This is a genomic window from Streptomyces sp. NPDC051364, from assembly GCF_040682115.1.
In the GTDB taxonomy this organism is placed as follows: Bacteria; Actinomycetota; Actinomycetes; order Streptomycetales; family Streptomycetaceae; genus Streptomyces.
Genome location: NZ_JBFBAH010000005.1, coordinates 479852 through 500322 on the forward strand (window position 1 = coordinate 479852; position 20471 = coordinate 500322).

General features: G+C 70.5%; 20 protein-coding genes. 11 read left to right on the forward strand and 9 right to left on the reverse strand.

Features of this window, described 5'->3' with window-relative positions; all coding sequences use genetic code 11:
• Positions 1–9 precede the first annotated feature (9 nt).
• Positions 10–579, reverse strand: coding sequence for a TetR/AcrR family transcriptional regulator (locus AB0M76_RS14375; protein WP_365953147.1), 570 nt, complete (start codon positions 577–579; stop codon positions 10–12).
• Positions 580–706: 127 nt separating this feature from the next.
• On the opposite strand from AB0M76_RS14375, the gene AB0M76_RS14380 reads away from it, so the two are divergent.
• Entirely contained in the window at positions 707–1492 is a 786-nt protein-coding gene (locus AB0M76_RS14380; RefSeq protein ID WP_365953148.1) for an alpha/beta hydrolase, read from the forward strand.
• 141 nt (positions 1493–1633) lie between these two features.
• Here AB0M76_RS14380 and AB0M76_RS14385 read toward each other — a convergent pair whose 3' ends face one another.
• On the reverse strand, positions 1634–3448 hold the full coding sequence (locus AB0M76_RS14385; protein ID WP_365953149.1) for a bifunctional metallophosphatase/5'-nucleotidase: 1815 nt from the start codon (positions 3446–3448) through the stop codon (positions 1634–1636).
• Between the two features lie 175 nt (positions 3449–3623).
• Between AB0M76_RS14385 and mshD the strand changes: the two genes are divergently transcribed.
• The 7 genes from mshD (at position 3624) to pstB (ending at position 12435) form a co-directional block, all read left to right on the forward strand.
• Entirely contained in the window at positions 3624–4556 is a 933-nt protein-coding gene (gene mshD, locus AB0M76_RS14390; protein ID WP_365953150.1) for a mycothiol synthase, read from the forward strand.
• 231 nt (positions 4557–4787) lie between these two features.
• Positions 4788–7061 carry an RNA degradosome polyphosphate kinase gene (locus tag AB0M76_RS14395; protein WP_365953151.1) on the forward strand — a complete coding sequence of 758 codons (2274 nt, stop codon included), beginning with the start codon at positions 4788–4790 and terminating at the stop codon, positions 7059–7061.
• Entirely contained in the window at positions 7042–7998 is a 957-nt protein-coding gene (locus AB0M76_RS14400) for a CHAD domain-containing protein (protein ID WP_365953152.1), read from the forward strand. Before AB0M76_RS14395 ends, AB0M76_RS14400 begins: the two co-directional genes overlap by 20 nt.
• 288 nt (positions 7999–8286) lie before the next feature.
• Positions 8287–9426 carry a phosphate ABC transporter substrate-binding protein PstS gene (gene pstS, locus AB0M76_RS14405; protein ID WP_365953153.1) on the forward strand — a complete coding sequence of 380 codons (1140 nt, stop codon included), beginning with the start codon at positions 8287–8289 and terminating at the stop codon, positions 9424–9426.
• A gap of 130 nt (positions 9427–9556) precedes the next feature.
• Complete coding sequence (pstC, locus tag AB0M76_RS14410; protein WP_365953154.1) at positions 9557–10546, forward strand: phosphate ABC transporter permease subunit PstC; 990 nt, start codon at positions 9557–9559, stop codon at positions 10544–10546.
• Positions 10546–11628 (forward strand): phosphate ABC transporter permease PstA, encoded by a 1083-nt coding sequence (gene pstA / locus AB0M76_RS14415; RefSeq protein ID WP_365953155.1) that lies wholly within the window; start codon positions 10546–10548, stop codon positions 11626–11628. The genes pstC and pstA overlap by 1 nt, the downstream gene beginning before the upstream one ends.
• Positions 11629–11658: 30 nt before the next feature.
• Entirely contained in the window at positions 11659–12435 is a 777-nt protein-coding gene (gene pstB, locus AB0M76_RS14420; RefSeq protein ID WP_365953156.1) for a phosphate ABC transporter ATP-binding protein PstB, read from the forward strand.
• 141 nt (positions 12436–12576) lie between these two features.
• On the opposite strand, the gene AB0M76_RS14425 is transcribed toward pstB, so the two are convergent.
• The gene (locus AB0M76_RS14425; RefSeq protein WP_365953157.1) at positions 12577–13578 is read right to left on the reverse strand and encodes an inorganic phosphate transporter; all 1002 of its coding nucleotides are present in this window, start codon (positions 13576–13578) and stop codon (positions 12577–12579) included.
• Between the two features lie 5 nt (positions 13579–13583).
• Positions 13584–14204 carry a DUF47 family protein gene (locus tag AB0M76_RS14430; protein WP_030157116.1) on the reverse strand — a complete coding sequence of 207 codons (621 nt, stop codon included), beginning with the start codon at positions 14202–14204 and terminating at the stop codon, positions 13584–13586.
• Positions 14205–14411: 207 nt separating this feature from the next.
• Here AB0M76_RS14430 and AB0M76_RS14435 point away from each other — a divergent pair, with 207 nt between their 5' ends.
• Positions 14412–14750: a metal-sensitive transcriptional regulator gene (locus tag AB0M76_RS14435; protein ID WP_365953158.1), complete on the forward strand. Its 339-nt coding sequence runs from the start codon at positions 14412–14414 to the stop codon at positions 14748–14750.
• Positions 14751–14777: 27 nt separating this feature from the next.
• On the opposite strand, the gene AB0M76_RS14440 is transcribed toward AB0M76_RS14435, so the two are convergent.
• Complete coding sequence (locus AB0M76_RS14440; protein ID WP_266673446.1) at positions 14778–14930, reverse strand: hypothetical protein; 153 nt, start codon at positions 14928–14930, stop codon at positions 14778–14780.
• 162 nt (positions 14931–15092) lie between these two features.
• Positions 15093–15926, reverse strand: coding sequence for a hypothetical protein (locus tag AB0M76_RS14445; RefSeq protein ID WP_365953159.1), 834 nt, complete (start codon positions 15924–15926; stop codon positions 15093–15095).
• Positions 15927–16057: 131 nt separating this feature from the next.
• Here AB0M76_RS14445 and AB0M76_RS14450 point away from each other — a divergent pair, with 131 nt between their 5' ends.
• A complete protein-coding gene (locus AB0M76_RS14450; protein WP_365953208.1) occupies positions 16058–16267 on the forward strand; it encodes a hypothetical protein in 210 nt (69 codons plus the stop codon).
• Between the two features lie 102 nt (positions 16268–16369).
• Entirely contained in the window at positions 16370–16603 is a 234-nt protein-coding gene (locus tag AB0M76_RS14455) for a hypothetical protein (RefSeq protein ID WP_365953160.1), read from the forward strand.
• Between the two features lie 117 nt (positions 16604–16720).
• Here the strand turns inward: AB0M76_RS14455 and AB0M76_RS14460 are convergent, their stop codons facing one another.
• The 3 genes from AB0M76_RS14460 to AB0M76_RS14470 form a co-directional block, all read right to left on the reverse strand.
• A complete protein-coding gene (locus AB0M76_RS14460) occupies positions 16721–17437 on the reverse strand; it encodes a phosphatase PAP2 family protein (protein ID WP_365953161.1) in 717 nt (238 codons plus the stop codon).
• 270 nt (positions 17438–17707) lie between these two features.
• On the reverse strand, positions 17708–18718 hold the full coding sequence (locus AB0M76_RS14465) for a bifunctional lytic transglycosylase/C40 family peptidase (protein WP_365953207.1): 1011 nt from the start codon (positions 18716–18718) through the stop codon (positions 17708–17710).
• Positions 18719–18794: 76 nt separating this feature from the next.
• Positions 18795–20471, reverse strand: coding sequence for a serine/threonine-protein kinase (locus tag AB0M76_RS14470; RefSeq protein WP_365953162.1), 1677 nt, complete (start codon positions 20469–20471; stop codon positions 18795–18797).

Here is a 20471-nt window from a genome sequence, read left to right on the forward strand (position 1 = left end):
CGGTAGCGCTCACCTTTCGAGCAACTCGGCCATGGCGCGCAGCCCTTGGGCGAGCTCCCGCCCGTTCGGCGCCTGCTCCGGGTCCGTCAGGGTCTGCACCATCACCCCGGTCAGCAGCGCGATGTGCACCGACCCGAGGGCCCGTACGTCCTCCTCGGCGACCGCGTCCTCGGGGACCCCGCGCAGCTGCGCGGCGACCATGCGGCGGGAGCGGCGCTGGCCCTCGGCGAGGGCCGCGAGCAGCTCGGGCGAGGACTGCGCGTGGACGAAGGCCTCGACGTTGGCGACCCAGAGCCAGCGCATGTCGCCGAAGTCCTGGATCTTGCGGTCCCAGGTGTCGGCGTACCGCTCCTCGGTGGTGTCGCCCTGGCCTGCCAGCCGGCCGGACCCGGCGGCCCACTCGTCCATGGCGGCGAACAGGGCGAGGTTGAGCAGGGCCTCGCGCGAGCCGAAGTGGTAGCCGATCGCGGCCATGCTCACCTTCGACGCCGAGGCGATATCGCGCACGGTCGTGCGCAGGTACCCCTTCTCCTCCAGGCAGCGGCGCGCTCCGGCCAGCAGGTCCTCGCGATTTCCCATGCCGGGATCGTAGCCGCGCACTGTATTGCACAAATGCCCAAGACAAACGTATTGCGCGCTTGCCCAAATCCTGGCAGGCTCGGATTACGCCACCGTCACCGCAAGACACACAGGGGAGAGCGGAACCATGCGCCACACGCTGACGATCGACGGCCGCACGTTGTCGTACCGGGACTTCGGCGGCCCGGGCCGCCCGCTGCTCGCCCTGCACGGGGGCCTGTCCGAAGGCCTCGCCTTCGCCGGCCTCGCCGACGCCCTGCACGACGCGTGGCGGGTCATCGCCCCCGACCAGCGGGGCCACGGCGACTCCGACCGGGCCGCCGACTACGGCCGCGCCGGATACGTCTCCGACGCCGTCGCGCTGCTCGACCACCTCGGCCTCGACGCCCCCGTCGCCGTCCTCGGCTACTCCCTCGGCGGGCTCAACGCCGTCCACCTGGCCGCCGCCCACCCCCACCGGATCTCGGCGCTCATCGACGTGGACGCCACCGTCGAGGTCCACCCCGTCCCGGAGGGAGCGGTCTTCGACTTCCTCCGGGACATGCGGTACACCGCTCCCACCCGCGAGGAGCTCCTCGCCGCGGCCGGGCCGGTGGGCTCCCGGTTCGTCGACCGGGTGCTGCGCCCGCTCCCCGCCGGCAAGGGCTGGCGGCTCCCGTTCCACCCGCAGGACATGATCGACTCCGTCGAAGGCTGCCGCGGCGACCACTGGGACGCCTGGCTCGCGAGCACCTGCCCGGCCGTGCTGATCCACGGCACCGGCAGCCAGGCGCTCAGCCAGGACACCGCCGACGCGATGGTCGCCCGGCGGCCCGGGACCTCGTACACGCCCCTGGACGGGGACCACTTCGTGCCGTTCACGGACCCGGCGGGCTTCCACGAGGCCGTGGGGAAGTTCCTCGCGACGCTCTGAAGGCCATGACGGCCCCGTCACGGGGGTACGGGGCGAACGCCGAAGGGGCGGCGGGCCGCAGGGGCCCGCCGCCCCTTCGGGCGTGGCTGCTGTGGTGTACAGGCCGTCGCAGGTGCTGTACGCAGGTGCTGTACGCAGGTGTTACTTGACGACCGTGATGCGGTCCGCCGTCGGCGGGGCGATCGGAGCGGCCTCGGTCGACTTCGCCAGGTAGGCGTTGAACGCCTCCAGGTCGGGCACGCCGACCAGCTTGTTCTTGTGCTCCTTCAGGACGGTGAAGCCGTCACCGCCGCCCGCGAGGAACTCGTTCATCGCGACCCGGTAGGTCTTGGCGGGGTCGATCGCCGCGCCGTTCAGCTTCACCGAGTCCACGACGATGCGGTCCGCGCCCGTCTTCGTCATGTCCAGGGTGTAGGTGAAGCCCTTCGAGACCTGGAGGATCTTCGGGTTCGGGCCGTTGACCGTGCCGCTGACCTGCTGCTGGAGCGCGGTGATCAGCTGCGCGCCCGTCAGGTCGACGATGTTCATCAGGTTGTTGAACGGCTGGACCGTGTAGGACTCGCCGTACGTCACGACCCCGTCGCCCTCGGCGCCCGCGGCCTTGTAGGCCAGGTCGGCACGGATGCCGCCCGGGTTCATGATGGCCAGCTGCGCGCCGCCCTTGGCCGCCGGGGCCGTGGCCTCCAGCTGCGCGTCGGCGATCAGGTCGCCGAGCGGCTTCTCGGGCGCCTCGGAGCCGCGGCCCGCGATGTCCGCCGTGATGTAGCCCATCGGGCGGTTGGCGACCGGGGCCGCCAGGGTCTTCCAGCGGTCGATCAGCTCGGTCATGTCCGGGGCCTTGGGCTGGTCCCGGATGACGGCCTTGGTGACCGGCTTGGGCGCGGAGACCGGCGTACGGACGATGTCCTTGGTCTGCCGGTCGTACGTCAGCGTGGTGTCCGTGAACGCGCGGCCGTAAGAGGCGGCCGAGGTGACCATGCGCGGGTTGCCCGCCGGGTCGGGGATGTTGCACGCGTACGCCTGGTGCGTGTGGCCGGTGACCAGCGCGTCGACCTTCGGGTCGAGGTTCTTCGCGATGTCCACGATGGCGCCCGAGACGCCGGCGCCGGCACCCGGGACGTTGCAGTCGTAGTTGTACGCGCCGCTGGCGGGCAGGCCGCCCTCGTGGATCAGCGCGACGATCGACTTGACGCCCTGCTTGTCCAGCTCGGCGGCGTACTTGTTGATCGTCTCGACCTCGTCGCCGAACTTGAGGCCCTTGACCCCGTCGGCGGTCACGACGTCCGGAGTGCCCTCCAGGGTGACGCCGATGAAGCCGATCTTCACGTCGCCCTTCTTCCAGATGAAGGTGGGCGACATCAGCGGGCGCTTGGTCTTTTCGTCGGTGACATTCGCGGCGAGGTACTTGAACTCGGTGCCCGTGTACTCCTTGCCGTACTCGAAGCAGCCCTCGACCGGGTGGCAGCCGCCGTACACCATGCGGCGCAGCTCGGTCTTGCCCTCGTCGAACTCGTGGTTGCCGACACTGGTGACGTCCAGCTTCAGCTTGTTCAGGGCCTCGACGGTGGGCTCGTCGTGGAAGAGACCGGACAGCATCGGGCTGCCGCCGATCATGTCACCGGCCGCGGCCGTGACGGAGTACTCGTGGCCCTTGCGGGCCTCGCGCAGGCTGGTCGCCAGATACTCGACACCACCGGCGGGTATCGCCTTGGTGGTGCCGTCCGCCTGACGCTCGCTCACGGTGCCGGAGGAGCCCTGCGGCGGCTCCAGCGTGCCGTGGAAGTCGTTGAACGACAGCATCTGCACATCGACGGTGCGGCTCTTGCCGGCACCGCCACCACTCGCGGCACCGGCCGGCAGTGCGGCCGCGACCATCGCTCCGGCCCCGGCCGTGACGGCGAGAGCGGCGAAGGTCAACCGGCGGGTTCGGCGGTGCCGTTGTGGCGTCGCTGACATTTAGTCCCCTTTTGGACAGCGGTAAAACTCGGGAGGTCGGCGGCAGCCTATGGTCAACGCGCGTAGCACGACAGGGGGTACGGGTGTCGGCCTGGTTACACGTAGAAGACGGCTCACCGTCGGTCCGCTGCACGCACACCACCGCAGGCGCCTTCCGCGGTCGTACGCTCGACGTATGACTGACGACGCAGCAGCGGCCCTGGAGCCGGGACGCCAGATTGAGACCCTCGACGAGCTGACGGACGAACAGGCCGAAGCCGTGCTCGCCCTCATCGAGGACGCGGCGCGCACGGACGGCACCACCGCCGTGTCCGAGCAGGGCCGCCTCCAGCTGCGCGGCGGGCGCCGCGAGGGGATCCGGCACTTCCTGCTCACCGAGCGGGGCCGGCTCGCCGGGTACGGGCAACTGGAGGACACCGACCCGGTGGAGGCCCCCGCCGCCGAGCTCGTCGTCCACCCCGCACTGCGCGGGCGCGGGCACGGGCGGGCGCTGGGCTCGGCCCTGCTGGCCGCCTCCGGCAAGCGGATCCGGGTGTGGGCGCACGGCGGCAAGTCCGCCGCCCGCCACCTCGCGCAGGTCCTCGGCCTGACCCTGTTCCGCGAGCTGCGCCAGCTGCGCCGCCCGCTCGGCCCGGAGGGACCCCCGCTGCCCGAGGTGGTGCTGCCGGCCGGGGTGACCGTACGGACCTTCGTGCCCGGCGAGGACGACGGGGCCTGGCTCGCGGTCAACGCGGCCGCCTTCGCCCACCACCCCGAACAGGGCGCGCTGACCCAGCGGGACCTGAACGACCGCATCGCGCAGCCGTGGTTCGACCCCAAGGGCTTCTTCCTCGCCGAGCGGGACGGGGAGCTCGTCGGCTTCCACTGGACGAAGGTCCACGCCGAGGAGCGGCTCGGGGAGGTCTACGTGCTCGGCGTCCGCCCCGGCGCCCAGGGCGGCGGCCTCGGCAAGGCCCTCACCGCGATCGGCCTGCACCACCTCGCCGGGGCGGGCCTGCCCACCGCGATGCTGTACGTGGACGCCGACAATCCGGCGGCCCTCGCCGTCTACGAGGGCCTCGGCTTCAGCACCCACGAGGTCGACCTGATGTACCGCACCGAGAGCTGATCCACAGCCCCGGGGGAAGCCCGTACGGGTGCGCCGGGGGCGCGCGGGGCCCGTACGGGTGTATTCCGGGCGCGGAAAAGACGTACTCGTGCACCACCCGGAGCCTGGAAGCCATACGCCATTCACCGGACCTTAAGACGCGCTTGCGACTCTCCCCGCATGCAGCCCCGACTCCGACCGACGGCGACCACTTCCGACGCGCCTGTGCCGCTTGCGCGGAACAATGGAGTCATGAGCCACCAGCCCAGCGCAGGCCCCACCGAGGTCCCCGCCCAGCACCCGTCTCACACGTCCCCCGCCGCCTCCCCCGGCCCGGCGGCCAAGCCTGCGCGGATCGGCTCCATAGCCGCGCACCGCCCGCATTCCGGCCTCGAGCCCGGGCTCGCACCCGATCTCGACGCCGACCTGGACGCCTACGACGACAAAGAGAGCGGTGAGCTCCCCCCGGGGCGGTTCCTCGACCGCGAGCGCAGCTGGCTGGCCTTCAACGAGCGGGTCCTGGAGCTGGCCGAGGACCCGGCGACCCCGCTGCTGGAGCGCGCCAACTTCCTGGCGATCTTCGCGAGCAACCTCGACGAGTTCTTCATGGTCCGCGTCGCCGGCCTCAAGCGCCGCATCGCGACCGGCGTCGCCACCCGTTCGGCCTCCGGTCTGCAGCCCCGCGAGGTGCTCGACCTGATCTGGACGCGCTCGCGCGAACTCATGGCCCGGCACGCCGCCTGCTTCCAGCAGGACATCTCCCCGCAGCTCGCCGAAGAGGGCATCCACCTCATCCGCTGGCCGGACCTCACCGAGAAGGAGCAGGCCCGCCTCTTCACGCTGTTCCGGAACCAGATCTTCCCGGTGCTCACCCCGCTGGCCGTGGACCCCGCGCACCCGTTCCCTTACATCTCCGGGCTCTCCCTGAACCTGGCCGTCGTCGTACGCAACCCGGTCAGCGGCCACCGCCACTTCGCCCGCGTCAAGGTCCCGCCGCTGCTCTCCCGCTTCCTGGAGGCCTCCCCGCACCGCTACGTCCCCCTCGAGGACGTCATCGCCGCGCACCTGGAGGAGCTCTTCCCCGGCATGGAGGTGCTCGCGCACCACATGTTCCGGGTGACCCGCAACGAGGACCTCGAGGTCGAGGAGGACGACGCCGAGAACCTGCTCCAGGCCCTGGAGAAGGAGCTCATGCGGCGCCGCTTCGGCCCGCCGGTGCGCCTGGAGGTCGAGGAGTCCATCGACCCCGGCATCCTGGACCTCCTCGTGCAGGAGCTGAACGTCTCCGCCGCCGAGGTCTACCCGCTGCCCGGCCCGCTGGACCTGACCGGCCTCTTCGGCATCGCCTCGCTGGACCGGCCCGAGCTGAAGTACCCCAAGTTCGTCGCCGGCACCCACCGCGACCTCGCCGAGGTCGAGTCCGCCTCCGCGCCCGACATCTTCGCCGCGCTGCGCGAGCGGGACGTGCTGCTGCACCACCCGTACGACTCCTTCTCCACCTCGGTGCAGGCCTTCCTGGAGCAGGCCGCCGCCGACCCGGACGTCCTCGCGATCAAGCAGACGCTGTACCGCACCTCCGGCGACTCCCCGATCGTGGACGCCCTGATCGACGCCGCCGAATCCGGCAAGCAGGTCCTCGTACTCGTCGAGATCAAGGCCCGCTTCGACGAGCAGGCCAACATCAAGTGGGCCCGCAAGCTCGAGGAGTCCGGCTGCCACGTCGTCTACGGCCTGGTGGGCCTGAAGACCCACTGCAAGCTGTCGCTCGTCGTCCGCCAGGAGGGCGACACGCTGCGCCGCTACTCCCACGTCGGCACCGGCAACTACCACCCCAAGACCGCCCGCCTGTACGAGGACCTCGGCCTGCTCACCGCCGACCCCCAGGTCGGCGCGGACCTCTCCGACCTCTTCAACCGGCTGTCCGGGTACTCGCGCCGCGAGACCTACCGCCGGCTGATCGTCGCGCCGCGCTCGCTGCGCGACGGACTGATCGCGCGGATCGACAAGGAGGCCGCCCACCACCGGGCCGGCCGCCCCGCGTACGTGCGCCTCAAGATGAACTCGATCGTCGACGAGGCCCTGATCGACTCGCTCTACCGGGCCTCCCAGGCGGGAGTGCCCGTCGACATCTGGGTCCGCGGCATCTGCGCCGTGCGTCCCGGGGTTCCCGGGCTCTCGGAGAACATCCGGGTCCGCTCGATCCTCGGCCGCTTCCTGGAACACTCCCGGGTCTTCGCCTTCGGCAACGGCGGCGAGCCCGAGGTGTGGATCGGCAGCGCCGACATGATGCACCGCAACCTCGACCGCCGCATCGAGGCACTGGTCAGGGTCGCCGACCCGGCCCACCGCGCGGCACTGGACCGGATGCTGGAAACCGGGATGTCCGACGCCACCTCCTCATGGCACCTGAGCCCGGACGGCGAATGGACCCGGCACAGCACGGACCACGAAGGCCAGCCGCTGCGGCACGTTCAGGAGATGCTCATAGACGCCCGGAGGCGCCGGCGTGGCTCTGCCAAACCATGACCTGACAGCGCGTGGAGAAGGCTTCGCGGGGGACGTGCTCGGCACGTACCTGCGGACCCAGGCCACCACCTTCCTGCGCGGGCTCCGCCTCCACGAGGAGAGCGGGGCCGACGCCGCGGAGGGCAGCGATGCGGCGCGCAGCCTGCGGGGGGCTGCGCGCCGGATCAGCGGGTCCCTGACCACCTTCCGGGTGGTGACCGAGTCCTCCTGGGCCGACGGGCTGCGCACCGAGCTGGTGTGGCTGTCCTCGACCCTGGCGGACGAACACGCGTACGCCGCCCGGCTGACCCGGCTGCTGGACGCCCTGCACCGGCTGTCGGGCTCGCCGGAGGTGCCCGCGCCCCGCGGTGCCTCGGGCGCGCTGACGGTGGGCTCGGCGCGGGCGGCCGCCCTGCTGGAGCGGCAGCTGACGCTGGCCCGGACCCGCGCCCACTCGGCGACCCTGCAGGCGCTGGGCTCGTCCCGGTTCCACGCGGTCGCGGACGCCGTGGCGGTCCTGGCCTCCGAGGTGCCGCTGGACGCGGTCGCGGCCCGGGGGCGGGTGGACGAGGTCCTGATCCCGCTGGCGGAAGTGGCCCGGACCCGGCTGGCGACGGCCGTCTCGGCGCTGCCGCACGCCGCCGAGGCCCACCCGTACAACCCCGACCACGACGGCTCCTGGCACGAGGTGCGCCGGCTGCTGCGGGTCCACCGCTACGCCCGGGAGGCCCTGGGCGAGGACGTGGCCCGGCTCGCGGCCGCCGGTGACGCCCTGGACCGCCACCGCGACGCCGCGGAGGCCGCGGCGGCCTCGGCGACGGCGGCCCGCACCCCGCGGATCGCCCCGGCGACGGCGTACGCGCTGGGGGTGCTGCACGCGGACCAGCGGCACGAGGTGGAGGCGGCCCGGTTCACGTTCCAGGACCTGTGGCAGCCCGCGGCGGCCCCCGCCCTCTGACCGAAAGGAATCAGCCACCCCCAGGTCAGTCACATAACGGTAACGACGGGACAACGGCGGATGACACTCCGGAGCAAACCCGGCCATCCACACCAGGCCGTCCGCCATGGTTCACCGTCCGTTCACTTGCCCCGGTCGGCCGCTTCACCTGATCTGCCTAATTTCAGTGATGCAAGGAGCGCGTCACCGACCAGATCGAGGGACTCGCCCTGCACCCGACGTAGTCCTCTTCGCACGCCGCCCCGATACAGAAAGCGGCCGGCGGCTTCTGGAAGGAACACCCGAAAAGTGAAGCTTCAGCGCAAGAACATGCTTCGTGCCTCCGCCCTCGGGGCGCTCGTCGTGTCCGGCGCCCTGGTCCTCACGGCGTGCGGTTCGGACGACAACACGAAGGACGGCGGCGCCGCCAGCGGCAAGCCGTCGGCCGCCGCTGCGGGCGACATCAAGTGCGACGACGCCAAGGGCAAGCTCCTGGCCTCCGGCTCCTCCGCCCAGAAGAACGCCGTCGACCTCTGGGTCAAGGCCTACATGGCCTCCTGCTCCGGCGTCGAGGTCAACTACAAGTCCTCCTCCTCCGGCGAGGGCATCGTCGCCTTCAACCAGGGCACCGTCGGTTTCGCCGGCTCGGACTCCGCGCTGAAGCCCGAGCAGGTCGAGGAGTCGAAGAAGATCTGCACCGGTGGCCAGGGCATCAACCTGCCCATGGTCGGCGGCCCCATCGCCATCGGCTTCAACGTCGCCGGCGTGGACAAGCTGACGCTGGACGCCCCCACCCTCGCCAACATCTTCAACGACAAGATCAAGAAGTGGGACGACGAGGCGATCAAGAAGCTGAACCCCGGCGTCACGCTTCCCTCCACCGCCATCCAGGCCTTCCACCGCTCCGAGGACTCGGGCACCACCGAGAACCTGGGCAAGTACCTCAAGGCCGCCGCTCCCGAGGCCTGGACGTACGAGGCCGCCAAGAAGTGGCCGGCCCCCGGTGGCCAGGCCGCCTCCGGCTCCGCCGGTGTCGCCTCGCAGGTCAAGGCCGTTGACGGCGCGATCGGCTACTTCGAGCTGTCCTACGCCTCCGCGCAGAGCATCAAGACGGTCGACGTGAACACGGGCGCCGCCGCCCCGGTCAAGGCCTCCGCCGACAGCGCCTCCAAGGCCATCGCCGCCGCCAAGATCGCCGGGACCGGCTCCGACCTGGCGCTTAAGCTCGACTACACCACCAAGGCCGAGGGTGCCTACCCGATCGTCCTGGTGACGTACGAGGTCGTCTGCGACAAGGGCAACAAGCCCGAGACGCTCGCCACCGTCAAGTCCTTCCTGAACTACACCGCCTCGGACGCGGGCCAGAAGGTCCTCTCCGAGAACGGCTACGCGCCGATCCCGGCCGAGATCAACACCAAGGTCCGCGAAGTCATCAAGTCGCTGGCCTAATCGCTGAAACCCCCAGGTGCCGGGCAGCTCCCGTCCGAACTGCCCGGCACCTGAGGACCCTCCCCTCCACCCAGGGGATCCGGTGCACCGCCGCCAGGGGGCCTTCCCCCCCACCCAGACCGGAAAGATCATGGCTTCCACCACACCCACCCAGATAGACCAGGCTCCGCCTGTCTCCAAGAGCGGAAGGTCCACCGGCCGCGCCGGTGACAAGATCTTCGCGGGGCTCTCCAAGGGCTCCGGCATCCTGCTCCTGGTGATCATGGCGTCGATCGCCATCTTCCTCACCTACCGTGCCTCGATCGCACTGTCGAAGAACGAGGGCAACTTCCTCACCACCTTCGACTGGAACGCGTCGGCCAACCCGCCCGTCTTCGGCATCGCCGTCCTGCTCTTCGGCACCGTCGTCAGCTCGATCATCGCGATGGCCATCGCGGTTCCGATCGCTGTCGGCATCGCCCTCTTCATCTCGCACTACGCGCCGCGCAAGCTGGCCGCCCCCCTCGCCTACGTGGTCGACCTGCTGGCCGCCGTGCCGTCGATCATCTACGGCATCTGGGGCGCGCTCTTCCTCGTCCCGCAGCTCGGAGGCCTGAACCTCTGGCTCGACGAGTACATGGGCTGGACCTACGTCTTCGACAAGACCCAGGTCGGCGTCGCGCGCTCGCTCTTCACCGTCGGCATCCTGCTCGCGATCATGATCCTCCCGATCGTGACCAGCGTCAGCCGCGAGGTCTTCCTGCAGGTCCCGCGCATGAACGAGGAAGCCGCCCTGGCCCTCGGCGCGACCCGCTGGGAGGTCATCCGCATGTCGGTGCTGCCCTTCGGCCGCTCCGGCGTCATCTCCGCCTCGATGCTCGGCCTCGGCCGCGCCCTCGGCGAGACCATGGCCGTCGCCACGGTCCTCTCCCCGAGCTTCCTGATCAACGGACACATCCTGGACCCGGGCGGCGGCACGTTCGCGCAGAACATCGCCGCGAAGTTCGACGAGGCCAACGAGTTCGGCCGCGACGCCCTGATCGCCTCCGGCCTCGTGCTCTTCCTGCTCACCCTGCTGGTCAACGGCGCAGCCCGGCTGATCATCGCCCGTCGCAAGGACTTCTCGGGGGCGAACGCCTGATGAGCCACGCACTCCAGGACCAGCGGCCCGCCCGGGCCCCGAAGTCCGCCGCTCCCGCCGGCCTCACCCGAGGCGGCCTCCCCCGCTGGGCCCCGGCCGGCATCGCGGTCCTCTCCATCGCCCTCGGCTGCGGCATCGGCGTCGTCGCCGACCTCCACAGCAAGATCCAGTGGGGCCTGATCGCCGCCGTCCTGTTCCTCGCGATCACGTACACCGCCAGCGCGGTGGTCGAGAACCGCCGCCAGGCCAAGGACCGCATCGCGACCTCCGTCGTGTGGGTCAGCTTCGTCCTCGCGGTCATCCCGCTGCTCTCGCTGATCTGGACCACCGTCAGCCGCGGTATGGAGGCCTTCTCCGGGGACTTCCTCAGCCACTCGATGAACGGTGTCACCAGCTTCGAGGAGGGCGGCGGCGTCTACCACGCGCTGCTCGGCACCATCGAGCAGGTCGCCCTGGCCACCGCGATCGCCGCGCCGATCGGCCTGCTGACCGCCGTCTACCTGGTCGAGTACGGCCGGGGCTCGCTCGCCAAGGCCGTGACCTTCTTCGTCGACGTCATGACCGGCATCCCCTCCATCGTCGCGGGCCTCTTCATCCTGACGACCTGGAACCTGGCGCTCGGCTTCGGCCCGTCCGGCTTCGCCGGCTCGATGGCCCTGTCGATCCTGATGATGCCCGTCGTGGTCCGCTCCACCGAGGAGATGCTGAAGCTCGTCCCGAACGAGCTGCGCGAGGCCGCACTCGCCCTCGGTGTGCCGAAGTGGCGCATGATCCTCAAGGTCGTGCTCCCCACCGCCATCGGCGGCATCGCGACCGGCGTCATGCTGGCCGTGGCCCGTATCGCCGGTGAGACCGCGCCGATCATGCTGCTGGTCTTCGGTACCCAGCTGATCAACCCGAACCCCTTCGAAGGTGCTCAGTCCTCGCTTCCGCTGTACATCTGGGAGCAGTACAAGGTCGGCAGTGACGCCTCCTACGACCGGGCATGGGCCGCAGCGCTCGTCCTGATCGCCTTCGTCATGATCCTCAATCTGGTGGCCCGCGGCATCGCCCGCTGGAAGGCCCCGAAGACCGGTCGCTGACGCGACCACATGAAAGCGAAGTGACCCCTCATGGCGAAGCGAATCGACGTCAGCGGACTGTCCGCCTTCTACGGCGCCCACAAGGCCATCGATGACATCTCGATGACCGTGGAGCCCCGCTCCGTGACCGCCTTCATCGGCCCGTCCGGCTGCGGCAAGTCCACCTTCCTGCGCACCCTGAACCGCATGCACGAGGTCACCCCCGGCGGCCGCGTCGAGGGCAAGGTGCTCCTGGACGACGAGAACCTGTACGGCGTCGGCGTCGACCCGGTCGCGGTCCGCCGCACCGTCGGCATGGTCTTCCAGCGTCCGAACCCCTTCCCCACCATGTCGATCTTCGACAACGTGGCGGCGGGCCTGCGCCTGAACGGCAGCTTCAAGAAGTCCGAGCTCTCGGAGATCGTGGAGCGGTCCCTGAAGGGCGCCAACCTCTGGAACGAGGTCAAGGACCGCCTGAACAAGCCGGGCTCCGGCCTCTCCGGCGGCCAGCAGCAGCGTCTGTGCATCGCCCGCGCCATCGCGGTCGAGCCGCAGGTCCTGCTGATGGACGAGCCCTGCTCGGCCCTGGACCCGATCTCCACCCTCGCGATCGAGGACCTGATCGGCGAGCTGAAGGAGCGCTTCACGATCGTCATCGTGACGCACAACATGCAGCAGGCCGCCCGCGTCTCCGACCGCACCGCGTTCTTCAACCTCTCGGCGGTCGGCCGGCCCGGCAAGCTCATCGAGATCGACGACACGGACCGGATCTTCTCGAACCCGTCCGTGCAGGCGACCGAGGACTACATCTCGGGCCGCTTCGGCTAAACCGAAGCCCCTCGGATGTGAATACACGTCCTGCGGTGCTGCATGGCGGTGCCACCGCAAGGCGAAAGAAAAGGGCCGGCTCCCCCTGGGTGGGGGGAGCCGGCCCGCTTTCGTTCTCCGGCCGGACTGGCCGTCGTACGACTAGCCGACGAAGGCCAGGTCGACGATCCAGAAGCTGAGCGCGGCGACCAGGGCCGCGGCCGGCATGGTGATGAACCAGCCCAGGACGATGTTCTTGGCGACGCCCCAGCGGACCGCGTTGACCCGCTTGGTCGCGCCCACACCCATGATCGCCGAGGTGATCACGTGGGTGGTGGAGATCGGCGCGTGGAAGAGGTACGCCGAGCCGAACATGATCGAGGCACCGGTGGTCTCGGCGGCGAAGCCCTGCGGCGGGTCCAGCTCGATGATCTTGCGGCCGAGCGTGCGCATGATGCGCCAGCCGCCCGCGTACGTACCCAGCGACAGCATCACGGCGCACACGATCTTGACCCAGACCGGGATCGCCGCGTCGGCGCTCTGCACATCGGCGATGACCAGCGCCATCACGACGATGCCCATCGTCTTCTGCGCGTCCTGGAGACCGTGGCCGAGGGCCATGCCCGCCGCGGACACGGTCTGCGCGATACGGAAGCCGTGCTTGGCCTTGTGCGGGTTGGACCGGCGGAACATCCACAGGATGACCACCATCACCAGGTAACCGATTATCAGACCGACGACCGGCGAGACGAACATCGGGATGACGACCTTGTCGATCACACCGCTCCAGATGACACCGGTGCCACCGGCCAGCGCCGCACCCACCATGCCGCCGAACAGCGCGTGCGAGGAGGACGACGGCAGGCCGAAGTACCAGGTGATCAGGTTCCAGACGATCGCACCGACCAGAGCCGAGAAGAGGATCCACATGCCCCGGGTGCCCTGGGGCGTCTCGATCAGGCCCTCGCTGACCGTCTTGGCTACCCCGCTGCCCAGGAAGGCGCCGGCGAGGTTCATCACGGCGGCCATCGCGAGAGCCGCCCGCGGGGTCAGCGCCCGCGTGGAGACGGACGTCGCGATCGCGTTCGCCGAGTCGTGGAAACCGTTGGTGTACGTGAAACCGAGCGCGACACCGATGGTCACGATCAGAGCGAAGGTGTCCACGAGGTTCAGGACTCCTTGACCGCGATGGTCTCCACCGTGTTCGCAACGTGCTCGAACGCGTCGGCCGCCTCTTCGAGCACGTCGACGATCTGCTTGAGCTTCAGCACCTCGATGGCGTCGTACTTGCCGTTGAAGAGCTGTGCGAGCAGCTTGCGGTGGATCTGGTCGGCCTGGTTCTCGAGGCGGTTGACCTCGATCCAGTACTCGGTCAGGTTGTCCATCGTCCGCAGGTGCGGCATGGCCTCGGCGGTCAGCTCGGCCGCCCGCGCCAGCACCTCGATCTGCTGCTCGACACCCTTGGGGAGCTCTTCCACCTGGTACAGGACGACCAGGTCGACGGCCTCCTCCATGAAGTCCATGATGTCGTCGAGCGACGAGGCCAGGTTGTAGATGTCCTCGCGGTCGAACGGCGTGATGAAGGAGGAGTTCAGCTGGTGGAAGATCGCGTGAGTGGCGTCGTCCCCCGCGTGCTCGGCTGCCCGCATCCGCTCCGCGATCTCGGCCCGGGCGGAGGAGTCCGCTCCGAGCAGTTCCATAAGGAGCTTGGAGCCCGTGACGATGTTGTCCGCGGATGCGGCGAACATGTCGTAGAAGCTCGTCTCCCTGGGGGTCAGACGAAATCGCACGTGAGGTCCTCGGGGTGCATTGGATTCGGTCAGGCTGATGCTAGGCGCATCCCCCGGCCACGGCTAACCGGCGGTTCCGGGCGGTTCCCCAGTGTCCTCCATCAGGCAGAGTGAGGACCACGGGCCCCTGTCCCTTCGGCCAGGGCCCAGTACCCTATACCCATGAGGGGTATGCACACCCCTCATGTCCGGACCACGGGAGGACGCATGACTGCCATCGAGGCGGAAGGCTCCGGAGCCGACGTCGCCACCGCTGCCGGCGCGGTGCACGGCTACCACCACCAGAAGGACGAGCACCTCAAGCGGCTGCGCCGGATCGAGGGTCAGATCCGGGGTCTGCAGCGGCTCGTCGACGAGGACGTCTACTGCATCGACATACTCACCCAGGTCTCGGCGAGCACGAAGGCCCTCCAGTCCTTCGCGCTCCAGCTGCTCGAGGAGCACCTGCGGCACTGCGTCGCCGACGCGGCCGTCAGGGGCGGGGACGAGATCGACGCCAAGGTCGAGGAAGCGACGAAGGCCATCGCGCGCCTGCTGCGCACCTGAGCCCTTCGGCCGGTGCTGCGGATGCGGCTACAGCCCGAGACCCATCAGTACTTCGTCGATCCGGTCCTGGCTGAGCCGCTCCTCGACCGCCGCGGACGCCGCGATGATCAGCTCGCCGCACAGTTCGATCTCGGCGAGCGCCACGTGGTCCTGCACCGTCGTACCGCCAGCGGGAGTCACGCGTGTCACCTCAATCAGCCGTCATCGGTCATCGGGTCATCGGTCGTCGGCGCTCGATTTCTCAGCGTAGGGAGGACGGGGCGCTGTGCGCATGACACGGATGGACCATTTCCGGATACCGGGCCATGGCCCGATCGCGCCGCCCCGGGACCGTCCGGCCGGCTATTCGGCGATCTTCCCGGCGTAAATGTCCCCGCTTGCGGGCAATACGACGGTCACCGGCGTCCCGAACCCGTAGAGCAGCGTGGTGGAGGAGACATCGATCACGCCATTGTTGACATAGGTGAAACGGTGCCGGACCTTCCGCAGCCGGCCCTCCTCGTCGAGATAGACGTCGAAGGGGACCGCGCTCTTGCTGAACCCTTTCGCCGCCGCCTCCAGTGCTCCGCGGACCGCCGGTGAGGCGCTCTTCGCGGCCTGCCCGATGTCGGTGGTCCCGCGGTAGTGCCGCACCTTCGTGCCCGCCACCTCGGTCTCGCCCACGTACGTCGCCTCCTGTACGCCGCGCAGCAGCTCGGCGGCGGCCAGCGGGTCGGTGGCCCCGCCCGTGACGAGGTTCCCGTCCGCGAGGGTCGTCGTGTCGATCCGGACCCACTTGTCGGCGGGCACGCCCGCGCCCCGGTTCTTCATGTAGAGGGCGCCGGGTACGAGCAGCTCGGTGATCGGCCGGTGCTCGTCCTTGCCGGCCGCGTCGGCCGGGAGCATCACCAGGAGCTGGCCCATCCCGTTCTTGAAGTCGACCCCGCCCTCGCCGCGGATCGTGACCCGGGTCCCGCCGGTGGCCATCTCCATCGCCGTACGGGCCTGCGCGCTACCGGTCTTCGCCAGTAGGTCGGCGACCCCCCGGACGGTCGCGGCCGGGTCGGCGGCGGGCCGGTCGTCGTCCTTGTCCGCGCCTCCGCACCCGCTCATCGCGGCCACGGTCACGACCATGCCGAAGGCGAGCACCGCCTCACCCGCACGCCCGCGCCGTCGCCTGTGCTGGTGCACCACCATCGCCTGCCAACCCCCAACGCGTGACCGCTGTTTGCCCGAGGCCCCACCCGCTCCGGTTAACGAGGTCCGGGGTTTCCCGTCACGGGCCGTCGCGGTCCCGGGCCCGTGCCGGACCCAGGTACCGTGGTGGTGTGGATCCGCACACCAAGGAGTCGCTCGCCCCTCCGCTTGAAGTCGTGCCGCTCCCCTGCCCCACCGAGCGGCCACCCGCCGGGCACACCACGAGCACCGCCGAGCGCGGCTCGTTCTGCCTGGCCCTCTGCACCTGCGGCTGGAGAGGTCCGGCCCGCCGATCCCGTGACCTGGCCCGCAAGGACGCGGAACGGCACAACTCGGGCTAGGCCGTCGCTGCGGGAGCAGGGTCCGGGGGCAGGGGGTCTTCTTGATCGCCCGTTCGGACGGCCCGGCTGGCCGACGCCCCCGGGAGCGGATGCCCTGGATGCATGCCAGGACCCGCACCCCGCGTCGCCGCCCTCCTCTGGGCCCTGTTCATCGCGCTCACGCCCGCCGCCGCGGCCTCGGCGCGCCCGACGGGCTCGGCGGACGGCCCGGCCGATGTGACCCTGGCCATCGGGGCGACCACCACCGCGGCCGTGGCCACCGGTCTGTGGCTGCGCTCCCGTTACCGCCGCAAGGACGACTCGGAGCGCCACGGCTCGGAGAGCGGCGACCCGTGACCCTTCGCCCCCGCCCCCGCCCGAGGGCGGTCAGCCTGTGCTTCGGCGGAGCGGCCCTGTGCCTGCTGGCGGCCGTCCTGATCTTCGTATGGGACGCCTACGCCCGGCCTTGAAAAGCTAGGCGGCCAGGTCGCTCTCGTGCGTGAGGCAGGCCGGGGGCGGGGTCTGAGGCTGGGCGAGGTCCACCGGGTGCGGCAGCCCGCGGCGCTTGGCGCGGACCAGCCGCCCCGCACGCGGGGCGCGGGCCACCGCCCGCACGAGCGGGTTCAGCAGCGCCATCGCGAGCGGGGCGAGCACCAGTACGACGGCGGTGCCGAGCGCGAAGCCGCCGATGACATCGGTCGGGTAGTGGACCCCGAGGTACACGCGGCAGACGCCCTCGGCGAGGGCCAGGCCGATCCCGATGAGCCCGAGCTTCCGGTTCGCGATGAACAGGCCGACGCCCAAGGCCATGGCGAGCGTGGCGTGGTCACTGACGAAGGAGAAGTCGCCGGGGCCGGCGTCCGGTGCCAGCACGTCCAGGCCGCTGTGCTCGACGAACGGCCGCGGCCGCCCGACGAAGGCGCGCAGCGGGACGTTCACGAGGAGGGCGAGCGCGGCGGCGAACGGGGCCCACACCAGCGCGGCGAACGACTCGACGGACGTGGACTCGTCCTGCCGGCGCGCACCGTGCCAGCACCACAGGACGAGGAGCACCAGGGCCAGCGGGATCCCGTACGCGCTGACGAGGCCGACGGCCCGGTCGACTCCGGCCGGGGCGTGCCGGGCCAGTCCGTTGATGTCGTACAGCAGGCTGACGTCCACGTTCGGCCCACTACTTGTGAGTCCAGCCATGGCGATGCGGCCCCTTGCCCTTGCTCGGTTCCCCTCGGGCGCACGCTTGCGTGCGCCCCTGAACCCCCCCGTTGATCAAGCCTGCGTCCATGGAACGCCCGTTCTGAACGCCGCGTTCCACTCTCCACCGAATGATCACGGCAACGTTATCGAAGAGTGACTCATCGTCGCAGCTCAGGGCCTTGGGTTGACGCAGCGTGGCGAACGGCGCGGCGAGGGGGGTGCCTTGCGGATCAGGCCGCGAGCCCGGCCTGATCCGCAAGGCGCCCCCTAGGGGGACTTGGCGTCGGCGGTGCGGTCGGGAAGGGCCTCGGCCCCGTCCTTGGTGACACGCGTCGCGCCGAAGTAGTCCGGGGTGTCGATCTTGTCGAAGCGGATCACGGCGCCGGTGTACGGGGCGTTGATCATGTATCCGCCGCCCACGTAGAGGCCCACGTGCCGGATCTCCCGAGAGTTCGTCAGATCATCGGAGAAGAACACCAGGTCACCGGGGAGCAGTTCGCCGCGCGAGGGATGCGGCCCTGCGTTGTACTGGTCGTTGGCGACGCGCGGCAGCTCGATCCCCACCGACTCGTACGCGGCCTTGGTCAGCCCCGAGCAGTCGAACCGCCCGTCCTGGTCCGGCGTACCGTTGCCGCCCCACAGGTACGGGGTCCCCAACTGCTTCTGCGCGAAGTAGATGGCCCCGGCGGCCTGCTGCGAGGGCGCGACCCGCCCGACCGGCCGCTCGAAGCTCTTCGCGAGGGTCGTGATGGTCTTCACGTACCCCTGGGTCTCCTTGTACGGGGGCACGCCGCCGTACTTGATGACCGCGTACGCCCCCGCGTTGTAGGCCGCGAGCATGTTGCCCGTCGCGTCCCCGGGCACCCCCGCCACGTCCTTGGCCAGCTCGCAGTCGTACGAAGCCGCCGAGGGGATCGCATCATTGGGGTCCCAGATGTCGCGGTCGCCGTCACCGTCCCCGTCGATGCCGTGTCCGGCCCACGTGCCCGGGATGAACTGCGCGATACCGCGGGCGTCGGCCGGGCTGACGGCGCTCGGGTTCCAGCCGCTCTCCGAGTACAGCTGGGCAGCCAGCAACGCAGGGGTCATGGCCGGGCACAGGGTCCCCCACTTCTGCACCAGGTTCTGGTACTTCGCGGGTACGGCCCCCTTGGCCAGCCCGAGCGGGCGGCCCCCCGCCGCCCCGGCACCGACGAGGCCGGCCGCGGCGGAGTACGTACCCACCACGATCAGCACGAGGAAGCTCAGACAGAGCCCGATCCCGATCCCGCTCGCCATCCAGAATCTGCGCACCCGTCAACACTCCCCCATCCCCGTCGCTTTAACGTGTGAATCGCTCGTGTCGCCGGGTCCACTACGCCACTCGGAAGCCCGTGCAGTTGATACTCGAGTACTTCGTAGGGTCATCCTCGACGTGGTAGAAGACCACCGTCCAGTCCCCCGGGTCGTTGGCCAGGGGCACGCCGGGGTACGTCTTGCCGTTCACGTGCTCCGCGAAGTCGTCCGGGTACTTGAGCTTCAGGAATTCGCCCGTCTTCCATTTGCTGTAGATGTCGACGGGCTTGCTGGTGAAGCCCACGGCCCGGTTGTCCATGGGGAAGGGCTGTCCGGTGGACGGGTCGAGGTCGTGCGGGGACCTGATCGCCACCGACACGTAGTACGGATCGGGCTTGGTCTCGCTGTTCTCGGCGTACTTGATGCGCATGCTGATGGTCACGGACTTCCCCGAGACCTCGGTGTCGGCCTGCATGTCCGCACCGGGCGGCTTCTGCTCCGGCCCCAGGTTGCACGCGCCGGTCCCGTGCGCGGCGCGCTCCGGATCGGTGGAAGGCAACCAGAAGTAGTGCGAGATCTGGTTGCCCTCGATGTACTGGGCGGGCGGCTTGGCGGCGGCGCCCTTGGACGCCGAGGGCGTGGCGCCCCCCGCGCCCCCCGCGCCCGGCGTCTGTCCGGGCGTGCCCGTGGCACCCGCCGCACCGTCCTTGCCCCGGCCCCCGTCACCGTCCCCGTCGAACGGAGCCAGCTTCCAGACGGCCAGCGACAGGGCCGCGACCACCGCCACGGCCGCCACCCACACGCCCGTCCGCCCGCGCCTCGGCGGGGTCGCGGCCGCGTGCTGCGTCGGCGTGTAGCCGTACGGCAGGCTCGGCCCCTGCGTCCGCATCTCGTGCACCGGCACGGCCTCGCCCAGCGCGCCCAGCCCCACGTACACGGGGTCGTCGACCAGCGCGTCCCGTACGCCACACCGGCCGATGACCTCGGGCAGGGCGGGCCGGGCCGCCGGGTCCTTCGCCACGCACGCCTCGATCAGGGCCGCGAGCCCCGGCTCCACCCCGGCCACGTCGACCGGTTCGTGCACCGCCCGGTAGCTCACGCTCGTCGGGGCGCCCGTACCGAACGGCGGCCGCCCGGTCGCCGCGTACGCCAGCGTCGCGCCCAGCGCGAAGACGTCCGCGGCCGCCCCGGCCTCTGCCCCGAGCAGCACCTCCGGCGCGGTGTACCCCGGGGTTCCCGGGGCCTGGCCGTCCTGGGTGAGGGCCGTCTCGCCCACGCCGCGCGCGATGCCGAAGTCGATGAGCTGCGGGCCCTGCCCGCCCAGGATGACGTTGTGCGGCTTGAGGTCCCGGTGCGTCACCCCGTACGCGTGGACGCTCGCCAGCCCCTCCGCCAGCGCCGCGAACAGCCGGCGGCAGGTGTCCGCGGGCAAACCCCCGCGCTCCGCGACGGCGTGACCGAGCGTCGGGCCCGCCACGTACTCCGTGGCCAGCCAGAACGGCGGCGCCGCCAGCGAGGCGTCGATCAGGTTCGCCGTGTACGCCGACCGCACCGCGCGCACGGTCTCGGCCTCACGCCGGAACCGGGCCAGGGCCTCGGGGTGGCCGGTGATCTCGTCCCGGATCACCTTCACGGCGACCAGGCGCCCGCCCGGCGAGCGCCCGAGGTACACCTGCCCCATCCCTCCGGCACCGAGCCGGGCCAGCAGCGCGTGCGCCCCGATCCGGGCGGGGTCGACGTCTCTCAGGGACTCCAT